25 protein-coding genes and 4 pseudogenes are annotated in these 20312 nt (G+C 70.1%); 15 read left to right on the forward strand and 14 right to left on the reverse strand.

The annotated features are described in order from the left end of the window. Positions 1-6: 6 nt before the first annotated feature. The 4 genes from FNV62_RS39660 (at position 7) to FNV62_RS39675 (ending at position 3088) form a co-directional block, all read left to right on the forward strand. The gene (locus tag FNV62_RS39660) at positions 7-267 is read left to right on the forward strand and encodes a UBP-type zinc finger domain-containing protein (RefSeq protein WP_075033266.1); all 261 of its coding nucleotides are present in this window, start codon (positions 7-9) and stop codon (positions 265-267) included. After that, the gene (locus tag FNV62_RS39665; protein WP_143628688.1) at positions 267-2048 is read left to right on the forward strand and encodes an FAD-dependent oxidoreductase; all 1782 of its coding nucleotides are present in this window, start codon (positions 267-269) and stop codon (positions 2046-2048) included. Before FNV62_RS39660 ends, FNV62_RS39665 begins: the two co-directional genes overlap by 1 nt. Positions 2049-2095: 47 nt before the next feature. Next, positions 2096-2593: an Hsp20/alpha crystallin family protein gene (locus FNV62_RS39670; RefSeq protein ID WP_186003144.1), complete on the forward strand. Its 498-nt coding sequence runs from the start codon at positions 2096-2098 to the stop codon at positions 2591-2593. A gap of 312 nt (positions 2594-2905) precedes the next feature. After that, positions 2906-3088 (forward strand): hypothetical protein, encoded by a 183-nt coding sequence (locus FNV62_RS39675; protein WP_144315880.1) that lies wholly within the window; start codon positions 2906-2908, stop codon positions 3086-3088. A gap of 148 nt (positions 3089-3236) precedes the next feature. On the opposite strand, the gene FNV62_RS39680 is transcribed toward FNV62_RS39675, so the two are convergent. The 5 genes and pseudogenes from FNV62_RS39680 to FNV62_RS39700 all read right to left on the reverse strand — a co-directional run bounded on the left by FNV62_RS39680 (position 3237) and on the right by FNV62_RS39700 (position 5965). Then, complete coding sequence (locus FNV62_RS39680) at positions 3237-4430, reverse strand: PP2C family protein-serine/threonine phosphatase (protein WP_144315881.1); 1194 nt, start codon at positions 4428-4430, stop codon at positions 3237-3239. 64 nt (positions 4431-4494) lie between these two features. Beyond that, positions 4495-4722, reverse strand: a pseudogene (locus tag FNV62_RS39685) (ISNCY family transposase); the annotation flags it as partial. A gap of 202 nt (positions 4723-4924) precedes the next feature. Beyond that, positions 4925-5374, reverse strand: a complete 450-nt coding sequence (locus FNV62_RS39690; protein WP_144315882.1) for a DUF1931 family protein — start codon at positions 5372-5374, stop codon at positions 4925-4927. A 130-nt stretch (positions 5375-5504) separates the two neighbouring features. Then, positions 5505-5705, reverse strand: a complete 201-nt coding sequence (locus FNV62_RS39695; RefSeq protein ID WP_164657573.1) for a hypothetical protein — start codon at positions 5703-5705, stop codon at positions 5505-5507. Between the two features lie 5 nt (positions 5706-5710). Further along, positions 5711-5965, reverse strand: a complete 255-nt coding sequence (locus tag FNV62_RS39700) for a hypothetical protein (protein ID WP_164657574.1) — start codon at positions 5963-5965, stop codon at positions 5711-5713. Positions 5966-6175: 210 nt separating this feature from the next. On the opposite strand from FNV62_RS39700, the gene FNV62_RS39705 reads away from it, so the two are divergent. Beyond that, positions 6176-8392 (forward strand): FUSC family protein, encoded by a 2217-nt coding sequence (locus FNV62_RS39705; protein WP_225900528.1) that lies wholly within the window; start codon positions 6176-6178, stop codon positions 8390-8392. On the opposite strand, the gene FNV62_RS39710 is transcribed toward FNV62_RS39705, so the two are convergent. Continuing rightward, complete coding sequence (locus FNV62_RS39710) at positions 8326-8856, reverse strand: phosphate-starvation-inducible PsiE family protein (protein WP_144316545.1); 531 nt, start codon at positions 8854-8856, stop codon at positions 8326-8328. The two genes, FNV62_RS39705 and FNV62_RS39710, sit on opposite strands and share 67 nt — an antisense overlap. 369 nt (positions 8857-9225) lie before the next feature. On the opposite strand from FNV62_RS39710, the gene FNV62_RS39715 reads away from it, so the two are divergent. Next, the gene (locus tag FNV62_RS39715) at positions 9226-9516 is read left to right on the forward strand and encodes a hypothetical protein (RefSeq protein WP_164657653.1); all 291 of its coding nucleotides are present in this window, start codon (positions 9226-9228) and stop codon (positions 9514-9516) included. A 443-nt stretch (positions 9517-9959) separates the two neighbouring features. Here the strand turns inward: FNV62_RS39715 and FNV62_RS39720 are convergent, their stop codons facing one another. The 3 genes from FNV62_RS39720 to FNV62_RS39730 form a co-directional block, all read right to left on the reverse strand. Next, complete coding sequence (locus FNV62_RS39720) at positions 9960-10355, reverse strand: DUF2267 domain-containing protein (protein ID WP_144316546.1); 396 nt, start codon at positions 10353-10355, stop codon at positions 9960-9962. 100 nt (positions 10356-10455) lie between these two features. Further along, positions 10456-10851 carry a DUF2267 domain-containing protein gene (locus FNV62_RS39725; protein WP_144315885.1) on the reverse strand — a complete coding sequence of 132 codons (396 nt, stop codon included), beginning with the start codon at positions 10849-10851 and terminating at the stop codon, positions 10456-10458. 99 nt (positions 10852-10950) lie between these two features. Further along, positions 10951-11382: an Hsp20/alpha crystallin family protein gene (locus FNV62_RS39730; protein WP_144315886.1), complete on the reverse strand. Its 432-nt coding sequence runs from the start codon at positions 11380-11382 to the stop codon at positions 10951-10953. Positions 11383-11510: 128 nt separating this feature from the next. On the opposite strand from FNV62_RS39730, the gene FNV62_RS39735 reads away from it, so the two are divergent. Together FNV62_RS39735 and FNV62_RS56060 are read left to right on the forward strand one after the other, a co-directional pair. Then, on the forward strand, positions 11511-12164 hold the full coding sequence (locus FNV62_RS39735; RefSeq protein ID WP_144315887.1) for a type III effector protein: 654 nt from the start codon (positions 11511-11513) through the stop codon (positions 12162-12164). An 80-nt stretch (positions 12165-12244) separates the two neighbouring features. Continuing rightward, positions 12245-12484 carry a hypothetical protein gene (locus tag FNV62_RS56060; RefSeq protein WP_225900529.1) on the forward strand — a complete coding sequence of 80 codons (240 nt, stop codon included), beginning with the start codon at positions 12245-12247 and terminating at the stop codon, positions 12482-12484. A 596-nt stretch (positions 12485-13080) separates the two neighbouring features. Here the strand turns inward: FNV62_RS56060 and FNV62_RS39745 are convergent. Next, entirely contained in the window at positions 13081-13629 is a 549-nt protein-coding gene (locus FNV62_RS39745) for a winged helix-turn-helix transcriptional regulator (protein ID WP_181649299.1), read from the reverse strand. Between the two features lie 99 nt (positions 13630-13728). On the opposite strand from FNV62_RS39745, the gene FNV62_RS39750 reads away from it, so the two are divergent. The 3 genes and pseudogenes from FNV62_RS39750 to FNV62_RS56065 all read left to right on the forward strand — a co-directional run. Next, positions 13729-14514 carry an SDR family oxidoreductase gene (locus tag FNV62_RS39750; protein ID WP_144315888.1) on the forward strand — a complete coding sequence of 262 codons (786 nt, stop codon included), beginning with the start codon at positions 13729-13731 and terminating at the stop codon, positions 14512-14514. 25 nt (positions 14515-14539) lie between these two features. Continuing rightward, positions 14540-14899, forward strand: coding sequence for a nuclear transport factor 2 family protein (locus tag FNV62_RS39755; protein WP_144315889.1), 360 nt, complete (start codon positions 14540-14542; stop codon positions 14897-14899). 122 nt (positions 14900-15021) lie between these two features. Next, positions 15022-15156, forward strand: a pseudogene (locus FNV62_RS56065) (GrpB family protein); the annotation flags it as partial. 46 nt (positions 15157-15202) lie between these two features. On the opposite strand, the gene FNV62_RS56070 reads toward FNV62_RS56065, so the two are convergent. Beyond that, on the reverse strand, positions 15203-15481 hold the full coding sequence (locus tag FNV62_RS56070) for an AAA family ATPase (protein WP_225900530.1): 279 nt from the start codon (positions 15479-15481) through the stop codon (positions 15203-15205). A 206-nt stretch (positions 15482-15687) separates the two neighbouring features. After that, positions 15688-16857, reverse strand: a pseudogene (locus FNV62_RS58090) (ISL3 family transposase); the annotation flags it as partial. Positions 16858-16868: 11 nt separating this feature from the next. On the opposite strand from FNV62_RS58090, the gene FNV62_RS39770 reads away from it, so the two are divergent. Then, positions 16869-17279 carry an IS110 family transposase gene (locus tag FNV62_RS39770; RefSeq protein ID WP_318658477.1) on the forward strand — a complete coding sequence of 137 codons (411 nt, stop codon included), beginning with the start codon at positions 16869-16871 and terminating at the stop codon, positions 17277-17279. On the opposite strand, the gene FNV62_RS57220 is transcribed toward FNV62_RS39770, so the two are convergent. After that, positions 17274-17405 carry a hypothetical protein gene (locus FNV62_RS57220; RefSeq protein WP_263986794.1) on the reverse strand — a complete coding sequence of 44 codons (132 nt, stop codon included), beginning with the start codon at positions 17403-17405 and terminating at the stop codon, positions 17274-17276. The two genes, FNV62_RS39770 and FNV62_RS57220, sit on opposite strands and share 6 nt — an antisense overlap. 73 nt (positions 17406-17478) lie before the next feature. On the opposite strand from FNV62_RS57220, the gene FNV62_RS39775 reads away from it, so the two are divergent. Continuing rightward, on the forward strand, positions 17479-17937 hold the full coding sequence (locus FNV62_RS39775; RefSeq protein ID WP_205523269.1) for a hypothetical protein: 459 nt from the start codon (positions 17479-17481) through the stop codon (positions 17935-17937). On the opposite strand, the gene FNV62_RS39780 is transcribed toward FNV62_RS39775, so the two are convergent. Continuing rightward, on the reverse strand, positions 17927-18604 hold the full coding sequence (locus FNV62_RS39780; protein ID WP_144315891.1) for an SDR family NAD(P)-dependent oxidoreductase: 678 nt from the start codon (positions 18602-18604) through the stop codon (positions 17927-17929). The genes FNV62_RS39775 and FNV62_RS39780 overlap by 11 nt on opposite strands. A gap of 128 nt (positions 18605-18732) precedes the next feature. On the opposite strand from FNV62_RS39780, the gene FNV62_RS39785 reads away from it, so the two are divergent. Together FNV62_RS39785 and FNV62_RS56080 are read left to right on the forward strand one after the other, a co-directional pair. Then, a complete protein-coding gene (locus tag FNV62_RS39785; protein WP_144315892.1) occupies positions 18733-19446 on the forward strand; it encodes a TetR/AcrR family transcriptional regulator in 714 nt (237 codons plus the stop codon). A 429-nt stretch (positions 19447-19875) separates the two neighbouring features. Further along, positions 19876-19977 (forward strand): annotated as a pseudogene (locus FNV62_RS56080) (3-oxoadipate enol-lactone hydrolase); the annotation flags it as partial. Between the last annotated feature and the right edge of the window lie 335 nt (positions 19978-20312).

Genomic DNA, 20312 nt, shown 5'->3' on the forward strand with positions numbered 1-20312 from the left:
TCGGCCATGACGGTACGAACCGACCCCCACCTCGCCCTCGTACGCCCCGTCACCCCGCGCGCCCCGGGGTGCGAGGAATGCCTGGCCACGCGTTCCCCCTGGGTCCACCTCAGGCTCTGCCTGACCTGCGGCCACGTCGGCTGCTGCGATTCCTCGCCGAACCGGCACGCCCGCCGTCACGCCGCCGCCGACGGCCATCCGATCGTGGCGTCGCTGGAGCCCGGCGAGGACTGGCGGTGGTGCTTCGTCCACGAGGCGTTCGTGTGATGTCCGGCGACGAGACGCGGCCGGGCGCAGCGCCGGTGCCGGACGAGGCGGAGGAGAGCGTCCCCTTCGAGACCCCCGACATCTACGGCGCCTATCCCCGCCTGTCGGACGACCAGATGGCCCGCCTGGCGCAGCATGGCCGGAGGCGCGCGGTTGACGCCGGTGACGTGCTGATCCGGGAGGGGGAGCGGTGCGAGGCGTTCTACGTCGTCCTCAGTGGCTCGGTCGCCATCGTCGAGGGCTACAGCACACCCGACGAACGCCTGCTGCGTGTGCACGGCCCTGGCCGCTTCATCGGCGAACTCGGCCTCCTGAACGGACAGGTGGCCTTCTACACCGCCGTGGTCAGGGACCCCGGCGAGATCCTCGCCCTGTCCATGGATCAGCTGCGTGACCTGGTGACCCGGGACTCCATCCTTGGTGATGTGGTGCTGCGCGCCTGCCTGGGCCGCCGTGCCCTGCTCGTCGGGCAGGGCGCCGGTTTCCGCATCATCGGCTCGCGCTACTCGCCCGACACCCGGCGGCTGCGCGAGTTCGCCGCCCGCAACCGGCTGCCGCACCGCTGGATCGATCTGGAGACGGACGAGGAGGCCGAGGCGCTGCTGCGCCGCTTCGCGGTCGGTCCGGAGCAGACGCCGCTGGTGATCTGGCGGGACACGACCCTGCTGCGCAATCCGAGCAACGCCGAACTGGCCCGGTTCATCGGCCTGCCGCCCCTGGAATCGGGCAACGGCCGCGGCGATCTCCTCATCATCGGCTCCGGTCCGGCCGGTCTCGCCGCCGCGGTGAACGCCGCCTCGGAGGGCCTCGGCACGACCGTGGTCGAGGCGCTGGCCACCGGCGGCCAGGCCGGGACGTCGTCCCGCATCGACAACTGCTTCGGCTTCCCCTCCGGCATCTCCGGCGCCGAACTCACCGAGCGCGCTGTGCTCCAGGCGGGCAAGTTCGGCGCCCGGATCAGCGTCCCGGCGGAGGCGGCCCGGCTCGAACGGCGGGACGGCCACTACGCCGTTGGGTTCGCCGACGGCAGCGAGATCACCGCCCGTACCGTCGTCCTGGCCACCGGCGCGCGCTACCGCCGCCTCCATGTGCCCGGCATCGAGCCGTTGGAGGGCGCGAGCGTCCATTACTCGGCGACCGTCTACGAGGCCCAGCAGTGCCGTACCGACCCGGTGGCGGTGGTCGGCGGCGGCAACTCCGCGGGCCAGGCCGTGCTCTTCCTGGCCGGGTACGCACCACAGGTGTATCTGCTCGTCCGTGGGCCGAGCCTCGAGGCGCACATGTCCCGCTATCTGATCGATCAGATCGAGCGCCACCCGCGGGTGCGCGTGCTGCTGCACACCGAGATGACCGAGGCACTCGGCGACAAGGCGCTGGAGGCGGTCACCGTGGTCGACCACCGTACGGGCGAGCACCGCCACCTCGCGGTGCGGGCCCTGTTCGTCTTCACCGGCGCCGACCCTCACACCGAGTGGCTGTCCGGCGCGCTCGCCCTCGACGCGCGCGGCTACGTGCTCACCGGCGCGGAGGCGCAGGCGTGCTCCGTTCCCGAACTGTGGCAGAGCCAGGGCCGCGACTGCCTGACGTTGGAGACCAGCCTGCCTGGCGTCTTCGCCGCCGGCGACGTCCGCAGCGGCTCAGTGAAGCGCGTGGCCTCCGCGGTCGGCGAAGGCGCGATGAGCATCCACTTCGTGCACCGCTACCTGGGCCACACGGCGGCGCCCGGCGGCACCGACAGCTCCCCGCACACCCGTCCGAAGGAGTCCGCTTGGCTCGCATGACACCCAGCGGGCGACGAGATTACGAGAAGGAGAAGGAGGCGATGGGAATGACCACGCCCGTCCTGCGCCACCGTGGTGGCGCAATGCAGGACAGGCCCCTTGGCTGGGCACGCAATCCGCTGACGGAGTTCGACCAACTGCTCAGCGAGATGAGCGGACTGATCGAATCCACGGTGGGAGGCGCTGCGCCCGCAATCGCGTGGACACCCCTGGCGGATGTCACGGAGTCCGACGACGTCTTCCACGTCGAGATCGAACTCCCCGGCGTCAAGAGCAAGGACATCAACGTCGAAGCTAGCGGCCAGGAGCTGGTGGTCACCGGAGAGATCAAGGAGAAGGAACGCAAAGGCGTCCTGCGCCGGAGCACCCGCCGCACCGGAGCCTTCGAGTACCGGCTGCGGCTGCCCGGAGAGGTCGACACCGAAAAGATCAATGCGCAGATGTCGGACGGAGTGCTCACCATCACCGTCCCCAAGGCCGAGGTCGCAAAGCCCCGGCACATCGAGATCAGCGAGACGAGCGAAAGCACCGAGAGCAGCGGCTGAGACGCGAACGCCGCGGTTCCGGACACACGTCCGGCACCGCGGCCGGGCCGGCGCGGCTCGACACCCGGGGCGGCTCATGAACGACGTCCCATATCACAACCCCTCACGGCGGCGGAGATGCAGCGCGCGGCTCCCCACCGGCTTCCTTTCGGCGCCGCAGACGCCAGGCGCGCAGCAGCCGAAGGGGGAGCAGGCCCAGCGGTGCTCGCCGGCCCATGTCCCCCTGGTCCTCGCGGTCGAATGCCCGTGCGTAACGCTCGGCGTCCTGGGCCGTCGGATATCGCTTGCTGACTGCCGGAGGCACTGGAGGCCGTGGGGGATCTCAACCCGGCGCAATGCCGCAAGAGCGTCGTGGACCGGTTCCAGCCGGACGCCAAGGCGTCCGGCTACGAGGCGGTGTATCTGCGGCTGGCCACCACAGAATCCAAGCCTCCGGCAGCATCCGCCGATAAACAGGGCGCCGCTGCGGCCAAGGACCTGCAGCCCGTCGCCTGAGGTCCCTGCCTGCGCGGGTATGGCGCTGCAGATGTGCGGAGCCATACCCGCCGCTTCTCGGAGACTGAGCTACGCTCGGCATCCACCGACGTCAGCGTCTGCGTCCTCGGAGTACCGGCGCCACGGCTGCGCTCTCCGGCTCTTGCGGTCACGGACCAGGGGGCTGCCACTCGAACATCAAGATCGTGGCGTCGTCGCTGAGTTTGTTGTGCCGATGCTCGAGGATGGCATGGATGAGCAGGCGCAGCACTTCCGGGGCGCTCTGCCCGGCTGCGGTCGACCGGATGATGTAGTCGGTGAAGCGCTCCAGGCCGAACTCTTCGCCTGCCTCGTCGCGTGACTCCACGACGCCGTCTGAGTAGAGCAGTATTCGGTCACCGGGTTCGAGGCTGACGTCCTGCACCTGACGGGCGGTCCCGGCGAGACCGGCGGGCAGACCCAAAGGAGGCTCAGGTGGCCGCTCCAAGGCTTTATGGAGCAGGCGGTGGCGACGGATGAGCAACGGAGGCGGGTGGCCGCAGTTGCACCAGCGCAGCACACCGGTGGGCATGTGCAACTGGGTGAAGACGCCCGTGCAGAACTGCTCCGGAAGCCACTTCGCCAGCGCCTCGTCCACGGTGCCCACGAGTTCGTTCAGGTCTGCCCCGCTGCGCCGGGCGTTACGGCAGCCTGCCATGGCGACAGAGGTGGCAAGTCCGGACGCCAGGTTGTGCCCCATGCCGTCAAGGATTGTGGCGTGCAGAACGTCCTCGGTGAACGCATGGTCGAAAGCATCGCCGCCCAGTTCGTACGCAGGCTCCAGAACCGCCGTCGAAACGACCCGCCCGGTGCCGATCGACCGGGGAGGGAGAAAAGCCCTCACCATCTCCGTGGGCAGGTGCATCGGCCTGGTACGCATGCGCTGCGCGATGGTGTCGCTGTAGGTGCGCTTGGATGTGATGATCAGTGCGAGGAGCAGCGCCGTCGTTCGACAGCGCCGTAGCTTGAGCCCGTCCAGGGTGGTCATGTTCAGCTCCACGACGCCCAGCCGCTCCGCTCCGTCGGCCAGGGGCAGCCATACGTTCAGCCCCCCGGAGGGGCCTTCTTCCACTCGGAGAGAGTCGGTGCGGTAGGCCCATCCGGCCAGCGAAGTGTCGAGCTCCAGTTCCGGCTCGCCTTCGACGAACGGCACCAGCAGTCTTTGCTGGATGTCGACCAGATAGATAACGGCCCTGCCCAGACCCATGGCCCCGGCATACCGATTCAGGACCACGGGCAGTTCCGCAGGTGATGCCAGCTGGGCTGCTCTGACCAGTTCCTCCAGCAGCTGCTCCCCGGACCCGACGGACATGTTCCTGTCCATGCCTTCGATGATCCCTGCGAGGTCGAGCCGCCACAATCTGAGCTCTCCGACACCCGAGATGTGGGCCGATCAGCCTGGGGTGCTGAGGCTTGCCCTTGCGGATCGGTCGGGCATCGGGCTCGGCTAACGACACAAGCCGGTCGGGGATCGTGCGGATCCCCGCAAGCCGCACAGCGGTCTGATCCAGCAGCCGGCGGGTGCCCGCCGCGGTCTCGGCCAGCTCACCGACCAGGTGCGTCCGCCGCCCCGAGGGCTGTTTGCCCAGTGCGCGTCGGGCGTTGCGCTCCACCGCAGGACGAGTTCGACGTGGACGCGGCGCTGCAGCGGGCTCTGGGCCGCCTGGCGCTGCTGGCGGAGGTCACGACCGCTCTCGGCAGCACCCTGGACGTGGACGAGGCCCTGCGGCGGGCCAGCAGGATCGTTGCGGCAGCCGAGGAAGCAGAGTGCGCTGACGCTGTGTGGCCGTGGCCTGCACCGCCTGGTCCGGTCGCCACTCACAGCAGGAGGTCGAAGACGGCTCGGGCCTCGTCCCAGTGCTGGGTCTGGGGGTTCTTCAGGTCGGGGTGGAGGATCTTGAAGCTCTGGGCAAGGGCCAGGCTGAGTCCGCCGATGATGTCCGGATAGGCCGCCTCGGTCTCCTCGTCGGGCGTGCGGTCCAGAGCGGGGTGGGTGGCGAGCTGTTCCAGGATCGGCTTGAGTTCTACTTCCTGGTCGATCTTCCGGAAGTGGTGAATGCTCTCCTGCAGGCCTTTCGTGATCGGTAGGTCACAGGTCCGCATGATGTCGCGCCCGTTGGCCTTGGCAGTGGCCTGGGCGACGGTCAGCAGATCGTAGAGCTTGGCGTCGACGAAGTCGCTGTAGCGCTTGAGATCGTTCTTGTCGACGTCCAGCCCCGCGGCCGCGCGGAAGAACCTTTCGAACCTGGCGATGGACATCACGGTCATGACGGAACCTCCGGCTGCGGGCGCCGGGTCGCTCCCGGCCCCTGGGCTTCCCAGCCAGCCTGGCGGACGCCGTGCGGGAACGCATGCGCCTGTCGGGACCAATTAGCCTCCCTGTATTACCCTGCCAGGCTCAGGCGTCCGACTGCCCGGGTAGTCGGACGGGCGTGCGGATCGACAGCAGGGTGAACACCGCGTCGCGGAGCGGCCCCGTGTAAAGGGTGACCTGCCAGATGTCGCTGCGGATGAGGCCGAACGCCGCGGTGGCGAACACGCCAGCGAGCGCTCGGGAGAGGCCGGTGATCAGCAGCCAGGGCTGGTTGACGCGGACCATCCCGCCTAGCAGCCGCAACCGCCCGCGGACGCGGGCAGGACGAAGTGCTGTGCCTCGCTGGTGTACTGGATCCTTCCGGGTGGCGGGGCGTGGCCGGACTCCGGGATCAGCGCTCCGATCACGCCGAGGGCCGCTCCCCTCAGGCGGTGGGCGACGCGCATCAGGCTGAGCATGGGCAGCGACAGCAGCGCGATGTGCTCCGGCGGGTCGATCATGGCGATGACGGGGCGGGTAATGTCCCGGTACGGCAGGTCCGTCACCCTTCTTCAGTCGCTTCGCGACCTCCGTCGGCCATCCCGTATCGGCCACGAGGACGACGTCGAGCCGCGGCCGCTGGCGGTGAACAGTCGGCGCTGGGGGTGTGGTCATCGATTGCCCTGTACGCGAGGGTGCCGGTTTGTGGGTGCAGGTCGGCCCGGGGTCGCGCGGCCGACGCGACCCGGCAGGGCGCTCCGGCTAGGCTCGCACCCGTGACGTGGCTGCGGGCCTTCGGGGAGGTCGTGCGATCCGGGCTCACGATCGAGGAGACGCGGCTGGAGCCCTTGCTCGCGCTGCGCACGGCTGCTGGGCTGGCGATCGTCATCGGGTCGGCGCTGTGGTTGGTCTCTCCTGCGTATGCCGCGTCCGCCGCCCTCGGTGCCTACTCCGCGGGTGGGGCCACCTTCCAGCGCACCTGGCGTCCACGCAAGGTGATCGCGCTCGGCGCGGGCGCGGGTCTGGCGCTCAGCACCTTCGTGGGCTACCTGGCGGCGGGGCGACTCGTGACGTTCCTCCCGCTGCTGGCCGTATGGGCCTTTGCTGCGGGGATGGCGTGGGCCGTCGGATCGACCGCTGGGATCGTCGCAGCGACGACGGTCGGCAGCATGCTGGTGACCGTCACCATGCCCACGAGCGTCGGGCGAGCCCTGGAGCACGCCGGGGTCATCGCGCTCGGGGGCGTGGCGCAGGCCGTGCTGATCTTGCTGTTCCCGATCCGCCGTTGGGGGGCGCATCGTGACGCGCTCGCCGACGCCCTGGCCGCCGTGGCGGACTACGCCCGCCGGCTGCGGCACGACCCGACCGCCCTGTTCGACCCGGAGCCGTTGATGACGGCCCGGGACGCGGCCGCCGTGACGCCATCACAGGCCCGCACCCGTCCCCCCGTCCTCCACGGTCCCCGGGGCCTCGCCGAGCGCATTCGGCCGGTCGTCGCCGCGCTCGCCGACCCGGACGTCGGCGCCCCGGCGGAGGGGCCCGGGCGGGACCGCGCGCGGGAGTTGCTCGACGCGGCCGCCGACGTCCTGGATGCGGCCGCCCGTTCGATCCGCCGCGGCACTCCCGCCGAGGTGCCACCTAGGAGCGCGGACGTCCTGCGCGTCGACGAGGAGTACGAGGTGCTGGAGGGGCCCGCGCGGCGGGCCGCCGAGCGGCTCGTCGAACTGCTCGGTGAGGCGTTGGAGATCGCCGGGAGCGGCGGCGCGCGCGGGAGGACGCCCACGCCGCCCGGCCCCGCGGGCGCTCAGTTCCTGGTGCGCCCGACCATGTTCCGGCTGGTCCCGGTCGTCGTCCGGGCGGTCCGCCGTGAGCTCCGTGGGGACTCGCCCGTGTTCCGGCACGCCGTCCGCCTGGCGGCGGTGGCCACGCTCGGCTATCTGATCGCCGCGCGGCTACCCCTGGGCCACGGCTACTGGGCGCCCATCGCCTCGGTGATGGTGATGCGGCCGGACTTCCACCGGACGTACGCGCGTGCGGTGGCCCGTCTCGCCGGGACCCTGGCGGGGGTCGCGCTCGCCACCGGGATGGTGCGGGCCCTGGGCCCGGACGCCCATGTGTTCGGCGCGCTGGCGGTGGTCTCGGCGGGCCTGTCGTACACGCTGATCCGTACCGGCTACGCTTACTCCCAGTGCTTCACTGCCGCGTACGTCGTTTTCCTGCTCGGCATGGGCGGCCAGGCGTGGGAGCAGACTGTCCCGGAACGGGTGGTGCTCACCTTGCTCGGCGGGGCCCTGGCCATGCTGGCGTACGTGGTGTTCCCGGCATGGGAGACGCCCCGGCTGCCGGGTCGGCTTGCGGACTGGCTCGCCGCCAGCGGCCGCTACGCGGCCGCGGTGCTCCGCAGCTACGCCGAACCGACCCGGGAGCATCGCGCCGAGATGCGCAGGGCACTGCTGGCGAGCAGGGAGGCACGTGCCGCCTGGCAGGAGACCTACGACCGGGCAAAGCAGGAACCGGTCCGCCCCAGGGGTCTGACGTCGCGCGAGGCGGAGGAGGCGCAGGAGGCGCTCAAAGGGTTCGGCCGGGCGGCGATGCTCATGGAGAGCCACGTCCCGCGGGACGAAAGCCGTTTCGTCCCCGAGGCGGAGCGGCTCGCCGAGGCACTGGAGGCGGACACCGCGCAGGCGGCAGTCGACGTGCGCGAGCACAGGAATCCGGACTGGGGGCGCGTGGAGGAGGCGCTCCACGCGTGGGAGGGCGCCACCGCCGAGAACCGGAGCCCGGTGGTGCGGCGCGGGGCGGAACTGCAGAAGCGGGCCTTGGAGGACCTCGCGACGGCCGTGAGCCGCACACCTCTGGAACGGGACGTCGGCTCTGCTCGCGAGGAGCAGCGGGTGCGGGCGGCCGTGGCGGGGGAAGGTACGGATCAGGACCCGCGCACCGGGGCGGGTGACGGCGACGGGGAGCGCCGCGCCTCCTGGAGCGGGAAGTAGTCTCCCGGCCGCGTCGAGCGCCGCCACACGTACGCAGCTGTCGCCATCACGAGGATCAGCCCCGCCAGGATGAGCAGTTCGATCCCCTCGACGTTCCACCGGAAGGACTTCTCCGCCTCGGCCGTCACGATGAGCACCTTGCGGATGCCGGCAATCAAGCCGACGACGAGGAACGGCTCCGCGTCGAGGGTCTGGTTCCTGATGGTGAGGCGGACGGTGTGGAGCAGCTCGGCCACGATGAACAGCACAAGGCCGTTGTCCAGGGCGGAGAGAACGACCGTCTCCTCGCGGTACGGACCCTGGATCGACCTGATGACGTCGTGGACGACCCCGACGGTCAGGAGCCCCGCGAGCAGTACGAGGAGCGCCGCGACGACGAGGTGGATGCCGTCCTCGATGAGCTGCAGGAGGCCTTGTACCCGGCCGCCCTCGATCTTCGGGAGAATGGGTCGCACAGTCAGCATGCTAGTAGGGGTTCCCCGGCCCGCAGGCGCGTCGTGCTGCCGAACGGGTGGACGGGCGGATCCCTCCCTGTGGTGGCAACAGCCTGGGGGAGGCGCGACATCACCGAGGCCCACCCGGCGGCAGGACGAGGGTGTATGAGGCAGCCCGACGCGGACACGAACGGCAGGAAACCTGCGGCTCGTCCTGGTCGCCGACCCGGGCCTGCCCTCCGAAACGGCCCGGGACCTCGCCCCCGCCTGCCGGAGGATCTGTGCCCCGCATCGCCAGGGGCATCCGCCGGCAGGCGGACACCGTGACGGCGCGCCTGGTGGCGGACGAGCAGGTCGACGTGGCCCACGTGGTCGAAATCGTCGGCACCCGTCTGAAGGATGGGCGACCGAGACTTCGGCGTCTTCCTCACCGACCTGCCGAGCCGGATGGAGCGCAACCCGGTCAGCACCGAGGTCGGACCCGAGCACAGGGTCGCACCGATCTCACTGCCCGCCCTCGGTTCCCGGAGTCTGCGGCGCCGGGGGCGGCAGGCGGTGGTCGGCGTCGTCAGGCAACAGGCCGCGCAGGACGAAGAGCCGCCGGCCCGTCGTCGGCCGTCCGGCACCCGGGGAGGACGAGGTCTCGCGTGGGTGGGCTTCGTGGCCGCGCTCGATGCGCAGGGTCTGTGATTCGTGGATCGCGAGGGTGGTGTCGTTGGACCAGGTGCGTTCCCTGTCAAGTCCAGTGTGTTGAAGGCCAACCTTCACCGAACTCGGTCTGCGGTGGGAGACGGATGGCCGTCTCGTACCGGGCCGGCCGGATGAGGAGTGCGATCCTTGTCCGCCGTCATCCCTGGCCTGGTCGCTGACCGCGCGGTGCGGGCGCCGCGCTCCTGGGCTGCCGCCGGGCCCGCAGCCCGTCACGTCCACACCCGCCCCGCCCCGCCGTCTCCCAGCGCGCGGGGGGCAGCACGAAGCCTTGGTCCCGGGCGGACCAGGGCTTCGATCGACGGCCAGGAAGGGGGAACGGGTATCTGCGGCCCGGCGCCCGCGGCACGAGTCCCGTGGGGTCTTTGCAACCCGTGTACGCGTCACCGTGACCAACGCGCCCGCGCCGGACGGACACGGCGCGCTCAGGCGGCAGGGTTGAGTTCGGCGCGGCCGAACAGCAGCGCGAACCCGGAAGGGAGCTGGCGCAGGATGCGCGTGAGGAGGTCGGGGCCGGCCAGGGCGGCGACGGCGGCGAAGACGGCTCCGGTGTCCCAGCGGGTGGTGGCCAATGAGGCTTCGGCGCGGGCGGCGAGGTCCTTGACGAAGGCCCAGCCGGTCAGGGGCTGGGTGTCGGGGATCTGAGCGGCGAGGAGGCGTGCGGCTTCGATGGGGAGACGGGCGGCGAGCTCGACGCGCTCGTCGCCCGTCAGCTGGCGCCCCAATCCCGCGACGACCAGACGGATGGCCTCCTCGGCCCGCTCGCGGGTGGGGTAGGCGCCTTCGTAGCGGACCTTCTCCAGCATCTGCTCGTACGACATCGCGGGCACAGGCTGCAGCGGGTCGCGCGGGTCGGGGAACACTTGCTGTGGTTGCCTTTCTGCCGCCGGGATGGTGGTAACCGGGTGAGTGGGTGGGTGATCAGGCGGGCTGGGGGTGTCCGAAGAGGAGGTCGTAGCCCGCGGGGAGCTGGAGCAGGATCTGCCCCAGCAGGTCGTCACCGGCCGCGTCGGCGGCGGTGGAGAGGACGGCGCTGACGTCCCAGGCCGCGGTCTGCTCGGTGGCCCCCTCGATCCAGGCCGCCGTCGCCCGAACGAACCGCTCCGGTGGCAACGGCTCGGCGCTCTGCAGCGGGTTGAGGAGGATCAGGGCGAAGTCTTCGGGCAGGCGCGCCGCGAGCTGGGCGCGTACCTCGCCGACCAGGTGCGCCCCCAGCAGGGCGAGCACCACACGGGCCGCGCGTTGTGCTTCCTGCAGGCTGTCGTACTTACCGCGTTCCTTCACCCGGTCGAGGAACGCTTCGCGTCGCAGGGTCACCGCCGCCACCTTCTTCCGGTCGATGGGGTGCGGAGGACGGGAGAGGGGGGAGACCAGTGACCCGTCCTCCGCCGCTGTTCGGCCCTTGTCGCCCTTGGGTCAGCCGGAGATCTCCCTGCGGCCGGATCCGCCGCCGATGGCGATCTTGCGGGGCTTGGCCCGTTCCGCGATCGGGATCCGCAGGGTGAGCACGCCGGCGTCGTAGTCCGCCTCGATGTGCTCGGTGTCCAGCGTGTCGGCCAGCACGATCTGGCGGGAGAAGACACCCAGCGGCCGCTCCGACAGTTCCATCTGCACGTCGTCGGCCTTCGCCACGGGCCGGCGCTCGGCCTTGACGGTCAGCATGTTCCGCTCGACGTCGATGTCGATCGCGTCCGCGCTGACGCCAGGGATGTCGAAGGCCACCACGTACCGGTCGCCCTCGCGGTAGGCGTCCATCGGCATCGGGGACGGCCGCGACCAGGTGCCCGGGCCCATCAGCTGCTGAGCCAGCCGGTCCAGCTCACCGAAGGAGTCAGTGCGCATCAACATCGTGAAAACACCTCCTGCAAGTTCGGGCAGTTGCTGCCAATGCGCTTCACTGAAACCGTTGTAACATGTCATCCAATGGATGACAAGCACGGTGTCGTCCAGTCGATGACAAGCCCGAGGGGGTGCCCGTGACAGCAGCCGACCAGTCGGCCCCGTCCAGCGCCGACGGCCGAAGCCCGGCCTCGTTCCTCGCCGCCGCGGCGGCCCTGCACGCCATAGACGACGCCCTGCACGCCGCCCGGCAGGAGACCTCCGACACCCCTGCCGCCAGCCCCGGCGCGGAGCAGGCCCTGGCCTCCCTGCTGTTGCTGCGGCAGGTCCGCGAGCAGCTCGCCGGATGGGAGACCGGCCTGATCGAAACGGCCCGGCACGCGGGAGCCAGCTGGGCCGACCTCGCCCACCCCCTCGGCGTCGCCAGCCGCCAGGCCGCCGAACGCCGCTATCTGCGAGGCCGGCCCGGCCCCGCCGGAACCACCGGCGAACAACGCGTCCAGGCCACCCGCGAGCGCCGCGCCGCCGACCGCACCCAAGCCGAATGGGCCCGCCGCAACGCCGCCGACCTGCGCCGCATCGCCGGCCAGATCACCGCTCTCACCGACCTCCCCACCGCCGCCCGCCACCTGCTCGACCAACTCCACGCGGCCCTGGCCCACAACGACCCCGCCGACCTCATCCACCCCCTCAACGCCACCCGCCCCCACCTGACCACCACCCACCCCGACCTCGCCGCCCGACTCGACACCCTCACGGGTACCGCCACGGCCCCGCCCCCACCCGACTGACCGAACACCCGCGTCGGAGCGGGCGACCGTTCCGGCATCGGGTATCCCGCGTACTTCCTGGTCCTGGCACGATGATCCTCATGCAGCCGCTGCCCACACCGTGTCCGCCCGGCCTGGTCCCGGACACCACCGACGTCGACGCCTTCAACGCCGCCTACCGGCGGGCCAAGCAGCAGCACCAGGTGTTCGTCGCCGTCGAGGAGCAGGGCCAGCGATGGACGGTGAAGGCCGACGCACTCGCCGCAGGACCGGGCCACACCATCGTCGACAGCACGTACGACGCGATCCGCGCGGCCGTCATCCGGCTCATCCGCTCTTAGCAGATCCGCGCCGACTCCTCGGCCGGCCCGGTCTACTTCGTGCTGTACGACGTGGAGAGCGAGCAGCGGGCCCGTGACCTGGCCGCCGCGCTGCACGCCGCCCTGTACGGAGACCTCGATCCCCTGACGCGCGCCGTACCCGAAACATCCTGACCACGGCGGGGCCGGTCCAGCCCTGCCCCGGCACCGCAAGATCAATCTCGTCGACGGCCATGGCTCCATCGATCCACAGGGCCGCCCTCCTGGTGATGCTGGGCGGGGAGTACGGATCCCCTCCTGACTGCGCCGAGGGAAGGCTCCCTGTCCCCGCCTGCGGTCGCACGCTTCATCGGTCAGGCCGACCGCAGATCACCACGGCAAGCAGCCAACCGCCCACGCGCCCTGACCGAGCTCACCCACCTGCACGGTCTGTTGCTCGCCCTGGCCGCAGGCGCACGCCCCGGGCGCCGCTGGGTGGCAACCTGCTGAGCCCTCGCCGTGACACACCTGGGCCTGCTGGGGCGGCGCGAACAGCTCACCGCCGCCGACACCCTCACCCTGATCCGCGCCAACCTGCCGGCCCTGCCCGGCGGGGCGAGCCGCTGGTCCGGCCCTGTTCAAGGTCGTTCGGTGCTTGTCCGGGGCAGCCTTACGCCTCTTGCGGGGATGGCCGGCCGTGTCGTGTAGCGGTTGCGCATGGCGTCACTGGCCGCGGGTCCGGCCGTGAAGATGTACGTGTCGCTGTTGTCGAGTCGGCGGCCGGTCTTGGCGTCGACGACGACGGGCTCGACTTCCTCGCCGCTGTGTGCGTCGACGAGGATCATGCTGCGTTCGGCCGGTGTGAGGCGGGAGTTGCCCCACGCAGCCAGGGCGACGATCACCGGTCGCAGGGAGCGCCCGAGTTCGGTGAGGACGTACTCGTGGCGTACGGGGTTGGTCTGGTAGGGCCGGCGCTCCAGCAGCCCGTCCGCGACGAGGGTTTTCAGCCGCGTGGTGAGCATGCTGGAGGAGATGCCCAGGCTCTCCTGGAACTGGTCGAAGCGGGTGTAGCCGTCGAAGGCGTCATGGAGGATCAGCAGCGTCCACCACTCGCCTACGTGTTCCACCGTCGTGGACAGCGGGCACTCCCGGTCCTCCAGCCTGATCCGGCTTGCCACGGCGACCATCCTCTCAGTTGCTGCTAAAGTCGAAGTTAGTAGCTTCCATTTTAGCAGTAATGAAGGGAGCGGTGCCTTCCGCGCCCGCACCCGAGAACGGAGCACACCGTGACCACACCCCTCAGCGAGTCCCTCGAAGGCCGACGCGCTCTGGTCACCGGCGGCACCAAGGGCACCGGAGCCGCCATCGCCCGACGTCTCGCCCAGGCCGGCGCAACCGTACTGGTGACCGCCCGCAGCCGCCCCGACGACGTTGAGGAGAAGACGTTCATCACCGCCGACCTGTCCACCGCCCAGGGCGCAGCCCGCGTAGCCTCCGAGGTGGACGCCCGCGTGGGAGGCGTCGACATCCTGGTCAACACCCTCGGCGGGTCCGAGGCACCGGCCGGAGGGTTCGCGGCGTTCGGCGAGGACGACTGGGCCAGGGAGCTGAACACCAACCTGCTGGCCGCCGTCCGCCTGGACCGGGCACTCCTCCCTCACATGATCACCACGGGCAAGGGGGCGGTCGTGCACGTCACCTCGATCCAGCGCCGCATGCCGCTGTGGAACGGCACCCTGGCCTACGCCGCCGCCAAGGCCGCCCTGACCACCTACAGCAAGGGCCTGGCCAACGAGGTCGCCCCGCACGGTGTCCGTGTCAACACCGTCTCGCCCGGCTTCGTGCAGACCTCGGCCGCCGACAACCTCGTCACCCGGATCGCCCACGACGCGGACATCACCCAGGAAGCGGCGCTGGGCCGGCTCATGGATTCGCTGGGCGGCATCCCGCTGGGCCGTCCCAACCGGCCCGAGGAAGTCGCCGAACTCGTCGCCTTCCTCGTCTCTGACCGCGCCTCGGCCATCGTCGGCGCCGAACACGTCATCGACGGCGGCACCACCCCCACCGTCTGAACCCGCCACCACCCCAAGGAGCGTCATGCACGACAACCAGCCCCGCACCAGCAACCAGGACACCCTGCCCGAGGTCATCACCCGCTACCTGAACGCGCACCGCACCCACGACACCGCCACCGCAATCACGGCGTTCACCGACCAAGCCACGGTGATCGACGACGGCAACACCCACGCGGGTACCGAGGCGATCGAGGCGTGGCTCAACCGCTCCGCCACCGAATTCACCTACACCATCCACCTCACCCACGCCCAGCAGACCGACGCCACCCGCTACATCGCCACCCACCACCTCGAGGGCAACTTCCCCGGCGGCACCATCGATCTGCGCTACCAGTTCACACTCAGCGACGGCCTCATCGAACGCCTCGTCATCGAGCCCTAAAGTGCCCAGCATCGCACCACAGCCACAGGACACGGCCGCAGCAGACCCTTTGGTTGCAGAAGGACGCACGGACCGTGGTCCGGGGGTCCCGGCGATCCTGCGAGACTGCCGACATGACTGGCATGATCGTGGTCAGTGACTACGCCCCCCGATGGTCCGAGCGGTTCGAGGAACTGCGGCAGCGATTGGAACCTCACGTCGCGGATCTGGCTGTGTCCATCGAGCATGTCGGCAGTACGGCCGTGCCCGGGTGCGCCGCCAAACCGATCATCGACCTCGACATTGTGGTGTCCGAGGAGGCCGTCATGTCGGAGTTGATTTCCTGGCGCAAGGTCGCCTGGACCACGGGGATCTTCTTGCCGGCCGGAGCTGCTTGCGGTCGCGGATCTTGCGGGCGGGGAAGTCGACCACCTCGTCGAAGGTGGTGGGCTCCACGGGGTTGACCCGGAAGAGCGCCTGGAGAAGGGTCGTTTTGCCCGACTCGTTCTGGCCGACGAGGCAGGTGACGTCCCTCTCGACGTCGAATATGTCGGAGTCCTCGACGGACCGGTAGTTGGTGATGTGTGCTCTGACCAGTTGCACTTTGCCTGGGGGTCCTTCCTCGGTTTCTTAAGAGGAGGTCCGGCGTGCCGTGTCGAGAGGTGATGATCACAACAGCGCGACACTGTGTGCCTTCGGTGTTGTGTTCGAGGTAGGTTCCAGATGCCAATCAGGAGTGACCCCGGTGTGCCCGTCGACCTCGACGCCGCCGGGGTCCTCTTTTGAGGCTCTTCTGCTTGATGTGTGGGTCAGTCTGAGGCGAGTTGGCGTCCGGGAAGGGTGGGGCGGTCGCCTGCGAGGGTGAGCATGACGAGGGCGATGATGGTGTCGGCGGTGCGGAAGCCGAAGCCTCGGCGGATGATCAGGCGGGTCTTGGTGTTGGTGGACTCGATCAGTCCGTTCGACAGACGCTCGATGATGGCGTTGACGATCGCGTCGCGGTGGCGGCGTATGCGGCGGGCGGGCGGTGAAGGACTCGACGCGGCAGCGGCTGGCCCACGACAGCCAGCGGTCCAGGGCCTCTATCGCCGCTTTGGGGCCCTGCTCGGCGGCGATGGCGAAGACCGTGCACAGGCCCTCCTTGAGCAGGTAGGCGCGGTGCAGGCGCGGATCGGTGGAGGCGATCCAGGCAAGTTTGGCCTGCTGGCGTTCGGTGAGGTCCTCGGGGTTCTTCCACAGCGCGTGCCGGGAGTGCTTCAGCTTCCGTGCCAGCTCGGGGTCGGCGGCTTGGCGGCGGGCGCGGTTCCACGCCGCTCGGCATCCAGCGCCTCGGTGGCCCAGGCCACCACGTGGAACGGGTCCATTGCCCGCAGCGCGTGCGGGGCGCTGGCGGCGACGGTCTCGGCGATCCACTCCGCCCCGTCGGCCGAGATGTGGGTGAGCTTCGCGGCCCGCTCGGGCCCGAGGGCGTCGAAGAAGCCTTGCAGCACCTGCTTGCCGTGACCGTCGGCCATCCACACCACCCGCCGCGTGTCGTGGTCGACCACCACCGTCATGTACCGCTGCCCCCTGCGGTAGCTGATCTCATCAATGCCGATCCGGCGCAGGCCCGCCAGCCGGTCCAGCCCGGCGTCCCGGTCGGCCACGAACCGCTCCACGATCGCCCCGACCGTCCGCCACGAGGTGCGCATCAGCTGCGCGACCGCCGACTTCGAGCACTCGGCGGCCATCCAGGCCACTTGCTGGTAGAAGACCAGCGTGTGCCCGGCGCCGTGTCTGGCCCAGGGCACCGCGGCGGCCACCACCCCGTGCTCGCGGCAGCGCACCCGGACAGCATCGGCTTCCAGGAACACTTTCATCGTGCCCGCGTCCAGGCACCGCCAGCGCCGACGCCCTCGCCCCTGGTCGTAGCCGCTGGCGGGGCGCCGGCAGATCCCGCACCTGTTGCGGTCACGGGCCGATCGGCCAGCTCTCCGAGCAGATCCGGGACGTGGACGCTCGTCTGGCCCGGCTCGTGAAATGTCATGCCCCGCAACTGCTTGAGGTGGTGGGGATCGGTCCGGACACGGCGGTCACGTTGCTGATCACGGTGGGGGACAACCCGGAACGGCTGGACAGTGAGGCGTCGTTCGCCGCGCTGTGCGGTGTCAGCCCTGTCGAGCGTTCCTCGGGACGCCGGCAGTTCCGTCGCCTCAACCGTGGTGGCGACCGGCAGGCCAACGCCGCGCTCCACCGCATCGTGTTCACCCGCCTGCGGGTCGACCCGCGCACTCAGGACTACTACGAGCGCCGGATCAAGGAGGGCAAGACCCGGCGCGAAATCGTCCGTTGCCTCAAACGCTATGCGGCCCGCGAGGTCTTCCACCTGGTCAAACAGCTACGGCCAGCACCCCGCTCATAGGGGTTGTGGCGCGGGCGGCTGCGGACCGGGCAACTGCAGCAGCCTCTTGCGGGTGATCCGGACCTCTTCGGCGGGCCGGCCGAGCTCGTCCAGCCGTGCGGTCGGCTGCGCGATCTGCTCCCTCATCGCGGCGGCCTGCAAGGCGATCTCCCGTTCCAGATGGTTCCGACGAGCGGCGCCCGGAGCGTTCGGTCGCGACGTGGGCGGGGCCGCCGCCAAAGCCCTGGAGACCCGGCGCACCGGGGCGTACAACGGATTTCTCGAACCCATCGACCGGGCCAAGGGCACCGGCCACCTACGCGACGACTTCACCAGTCAGGACCTCGTCGTTCTGCTCATGGCCAACGCCGGCGTCGTCAATGCCACCGGCGACGCCGCCCCCGACACCTGGCGCCGCCTCGTCGCGCACATGCTCCGCTCCTACGCCGCCCCCGGCGCCCCGCCCCCCCGCTACCCGACGCACCCCCGCCGACCACGCTGTATCGCGCGATGGTCCGCCGCAGCCGGCCCGGCATGTCCTGACCTCTGGCTGCACGCGCTGCGAACGCGCCGAAGACCAGGCGCCCGCCCCAGTGATCGTGCCGCGACGGAGCACGCCGCGGCACGATCAGGGTTCGAGAGGCACGCGGCCGGGTGGCGGTGGGGTGTCAGTGGCTGAAGACGAGCTCGGCCTGGTCGCGGCGGGTGGTGTGCAGATCCCAGTAGACGGGCGAGATCTCCTCGGGCTTGGCCGTGGGGAACCCAGGGACGACCGACATGCCGATCGACACGTCGATGCCGACGTGGGCGGCCTGGACGCCGGTGCCCTCCAGTTCCTTGTGCAGGTTGATCGCCCAGTTGCGCAGGGCCGCGGCAGCGGCGTTGACGTTGGCGACTTGCGGCACGGGGTCGATGGAGCCTGCGCCGGTGGTGAACAACAGGGTGCCCGCGCCGGCCTCGCGCATGGCGGGCAGTACCGCCTGGCTGGCGGCGATCGCGCCGTAGAGCTGGAACTCCATCTCGTGCTGCACATGCGAGGGTTCGGTCGCGCTCGGGGCGGTCAGGACGGTCGAGTCGAAGCCGCCGACCGGGGAGTACTCGAGGACGTCGATGCCGCCGAAGTGCGCGGCGGCGTCCCTGAGGGCCTGGGTGAGCGCGTCGCGGTCGAGGACGTCGGCGGGGAACGCGGCGGCGGTGATGCCTTCGGCGGTCAGTTCACCGGCCAGGTTCTCGAGCTTGGCGCGGTTACGGGCGATCAGCGCGACGCCGTAGCCGTGGGTGCCGAACGTGCGCGCAATGGCGAGACCGAGCTGGGGGCCGGCGCCGACGATGGCGATGGTGGGCATGAGGGGCCTTTCATAGAGGTAAAGATGGATAGGGCTATCCGTTTTCAATCCGGAAAGCCCTATCCGGTTCACGATCGAGCGTAACACAGAAATCGGATAGGGCTTTCCGGTTTGCTAGCCTGATCGGCATGAACCCCCGAGACCAGCACGCCAACGGCACCGGCAGCACGGCCGACTCCGCAGCCCCGTCAAAGCGCAGCGACGCGGAGCGCAACCGGGGGCGGATCATCGCCGCCGCGCGCACAGTGTTCGGTCGCGACGGACTGAACGCGTCGATGGCCTCGGTCGCACGGGAGACGGGGGTGGGGATCGCCACCCTCTTCCGCCACTTTCCCAACAAGGAGGAGCTGGTCGTCGCCGTCTTTGCGGACCGCATGGAGGCATACGCGCAGGCGACCGCCGAGGCCCTGGCCGACCCGGACCCGTGGAACGGCTTCACCGGCTACATCGAGGAAGTCTGTGCGATGCAGGCCGCCGACCGCGGCTTCGCCGACATCCTGACCATGAGCTTCCCCGGCGCCCAGGCACTGGAAGCACTCCGCGCCCAGGCGTACCAGGGCTTCCTCGAACTCATCGGCCGCGCCAAGGACAGCGGGCAGCTGCGCGAGGACTTCACCAGCCGGGATCTAGTCCTGCTGCTGATGGCCAACGCCGGCGTCCTCAGCGCCACCGGCGACGCCGCCCCGGACGCCTGGCGTCGCCTCGTGGCGTGGATGATCCAGTCCTTCCAGGCCCCTGCCCGCGGCCCGCTACCGGACCCGCCGGAGGACGCCGCACTGTACGAGGCCATGCGCCGCGCCAGCCACGGAGTTAGCTCCCCCGAGACCGGGAAGCGGCGCTGAGCGACCGGCTGGTGGCGCGGCGGTGACGGCACACCGGCAGATGGGTACCAGCTGGCGCGGAGCTGGCTGTGCCCGGCTGTCACATTTGAACGGATGTTCCTCGGTGTTAAGGCTGATTGAGCGTGCGGCGGCAGTTCGTTGTGGCGTCCTCACGATTCTGACCGCCCGACGCGGCCCGGTGCCGGCAACGCGACACGCCGTCGGACCGGAAAGGGGAACAGGCATGTCCAGTTCGACCCTGTCCAGTACGCCGCCTGCTCCGCAGACCCGTCGTCGTCGCCCTGCGGGGGAGGTGGTGCTGGGAGATACGCAATCGGGCCAGGAACTGGGAAGCCGTGAGGCGGCCCGGGCGGTCTTCCACCTGGTCAAACAGCTACAGTCAGGACCCCGCTCATAGGGGCTGTCGTGACAGATGAAAGGGTCAGGCGGGTGAGTGAGACACCGATGAACACCCTGCAATACCGCTTTGACGGGCCAGAAGACGCCCCTGTCCTGATCTTCGGTCCCTCACTGGGTACCACATGGCACATGTCGTAGAAGCCGTCCAGGGCCGTCCATCCAGTCCTATGCGGACATGTATGTCCAGGTTCGGGATCCTGTGCTGGGAGGGTGTCCACGGGGTCTGTGATTCGCGCGTGACAGCTGACTGCACGACGACGTGCAGCGTGGGCACCGTTGTACTCCGGGTGAGGGGGCTTCCCCAAGCTCGGCATCTCCTCACGTGCCTCGCCGCGGGATGCGCTGGCTGAGGTGGCGCGTCCGTCGGAGGCCGAGACGCCGACCGGCCGGACATGACCTGCTGGCGCCGAGCGTCGACGGTCAGGTTCTTCACGTTCCCGTCGACACCGCTGCGGCATATCCCTCCG

It is taken from the genome of Streptomyces sp. RLB3-17 (assembly GCF_007113425.2).
In the GTDB taxonomy this organism is placed as follows: Bacteria; Actinomycetota; Actinomycetes; order Streptomycetales; family Streptomycetaceae; genus Streptomyces; species Streptomyces mirabilis_D.

Excerpts from the sequence above, each read along its gene's own strand:
- FNV62_RS39660 (WP_075033266.1), top strand. The coding sequence starts at position 7 with ATGACGGTACGAACCGACCCCCACCTCGCCCTCGTACGCCCCGTCACC.
- FNV62_RS39665 (WP_143628688.1), top strand. The coding sequence starts at position 267 with ATGTCCGGCGACGAGACGCGGCCGGGCGCAGCGCCGGTGCCGGACGAG.
- FNV62_RS39670 (WP_186003144.1), top strand. The coding sequence starts at position 2,096 with ATGACCACGCCCGTCCTGCGCCACCGTGGTGGCGCAATGCAGGACAGG.
- FNV62_RS39680 (WP_144315881.1), bottom strand. The coding sequence starts at position 4,430 with ATGGACAGGAACATGTCCGTCGGGTCCGGGGAGCAGCTGCTGGAGGAA.
- FNV62_RS39690 (WP_144315882.1), bottom strand. The coding sequence starts at position 5,374 with ATGACCGTGATGTCCATCGCCAGGTTCGAAAGGTTCTTCCGCGCGGCC.
- FNV62_RS39695 (WP_164657573.1), bottom strand. The coding sequence starts at position 5,705 with ATGGTCCGCGTCAACCAGCCCTGGCTGCTGATCACCGGCCTCTCCCGA.
- FNV62_RS39710 (WP_144316545.1), bottom strand. The coding sequence starts at position 8,856 with ATGCTGACTGTGCGACCCATTCTCCCGAAGATCGAGGGCGGCCGGGTA.
- FNV62_RS39715 (WP_164657653.1), top strand. The coding sequence starts at position 9,226 with ATGGGCGACCGAGACTTCGGCGTCTTCCTCACCGACCTGCCGAGCCGG.
- FNV62_RS39720 (WP_144316546.1), bottom strand. The coding sequence starts at position 10,355 with ATGTCGTACGAGCAGATGCTGGAGAAGGTCCGCTACGAAGGCGCCTAC.
- FNV62_RS39730 (WP_144315886.1), bottom strand. The coding sequence starts at position 11,382 with ATGTTGATGCGCACTGACTCCTTCGGTGAGCTGGACCGGCTGGCTCAG.
- FNV62_RS56060 (WP_225900529.1), top strand. The coding sequence starts at position 12,245 with ATGCAGCCGCTGCCCACACCGTGTCCGCCCGGCCTGGTCCCGGACACC.
- FNV62_RS39745 (WP_181649299.1), bottom strand. The coding sequence starts at position 13,629 with ATGGTCGCCGTGGCAAGCCGGATCAGGCTGGAGGACCGGGAGTGCCCG.
- FNV62_RS39755 (WP_144315889.1), top strand. The coding sequence starts at position 14,540 with ATGCACGACAACCAGCCCCGCACCAGCAACCAGGACACCCTGCCCGAG.
- FNV62_RS57220 (WP_263986794.1), bottom strand. The coding sequence starts at position 17,405 with ATGAGGGAGCAGATCGCGCAGCCGACCGCACGGCTGGACGAGCTCGGC.
- FNV62_RS39780 (WP_144315891.1), bottom strand. The coding sequence starts at position 18,604 with ATGCCCACCATCGCCATCGTCGGCGCCGGCCCCCAGCTCGGTCTCGCC.
- FNV62_RS39785 (WP_144315892.1), top strand. The coding sequence starts at position 18,733 with ATGAACCCCCGAGACCAGCACGCCAACGGCACCGGCAGCACGGCCGAC.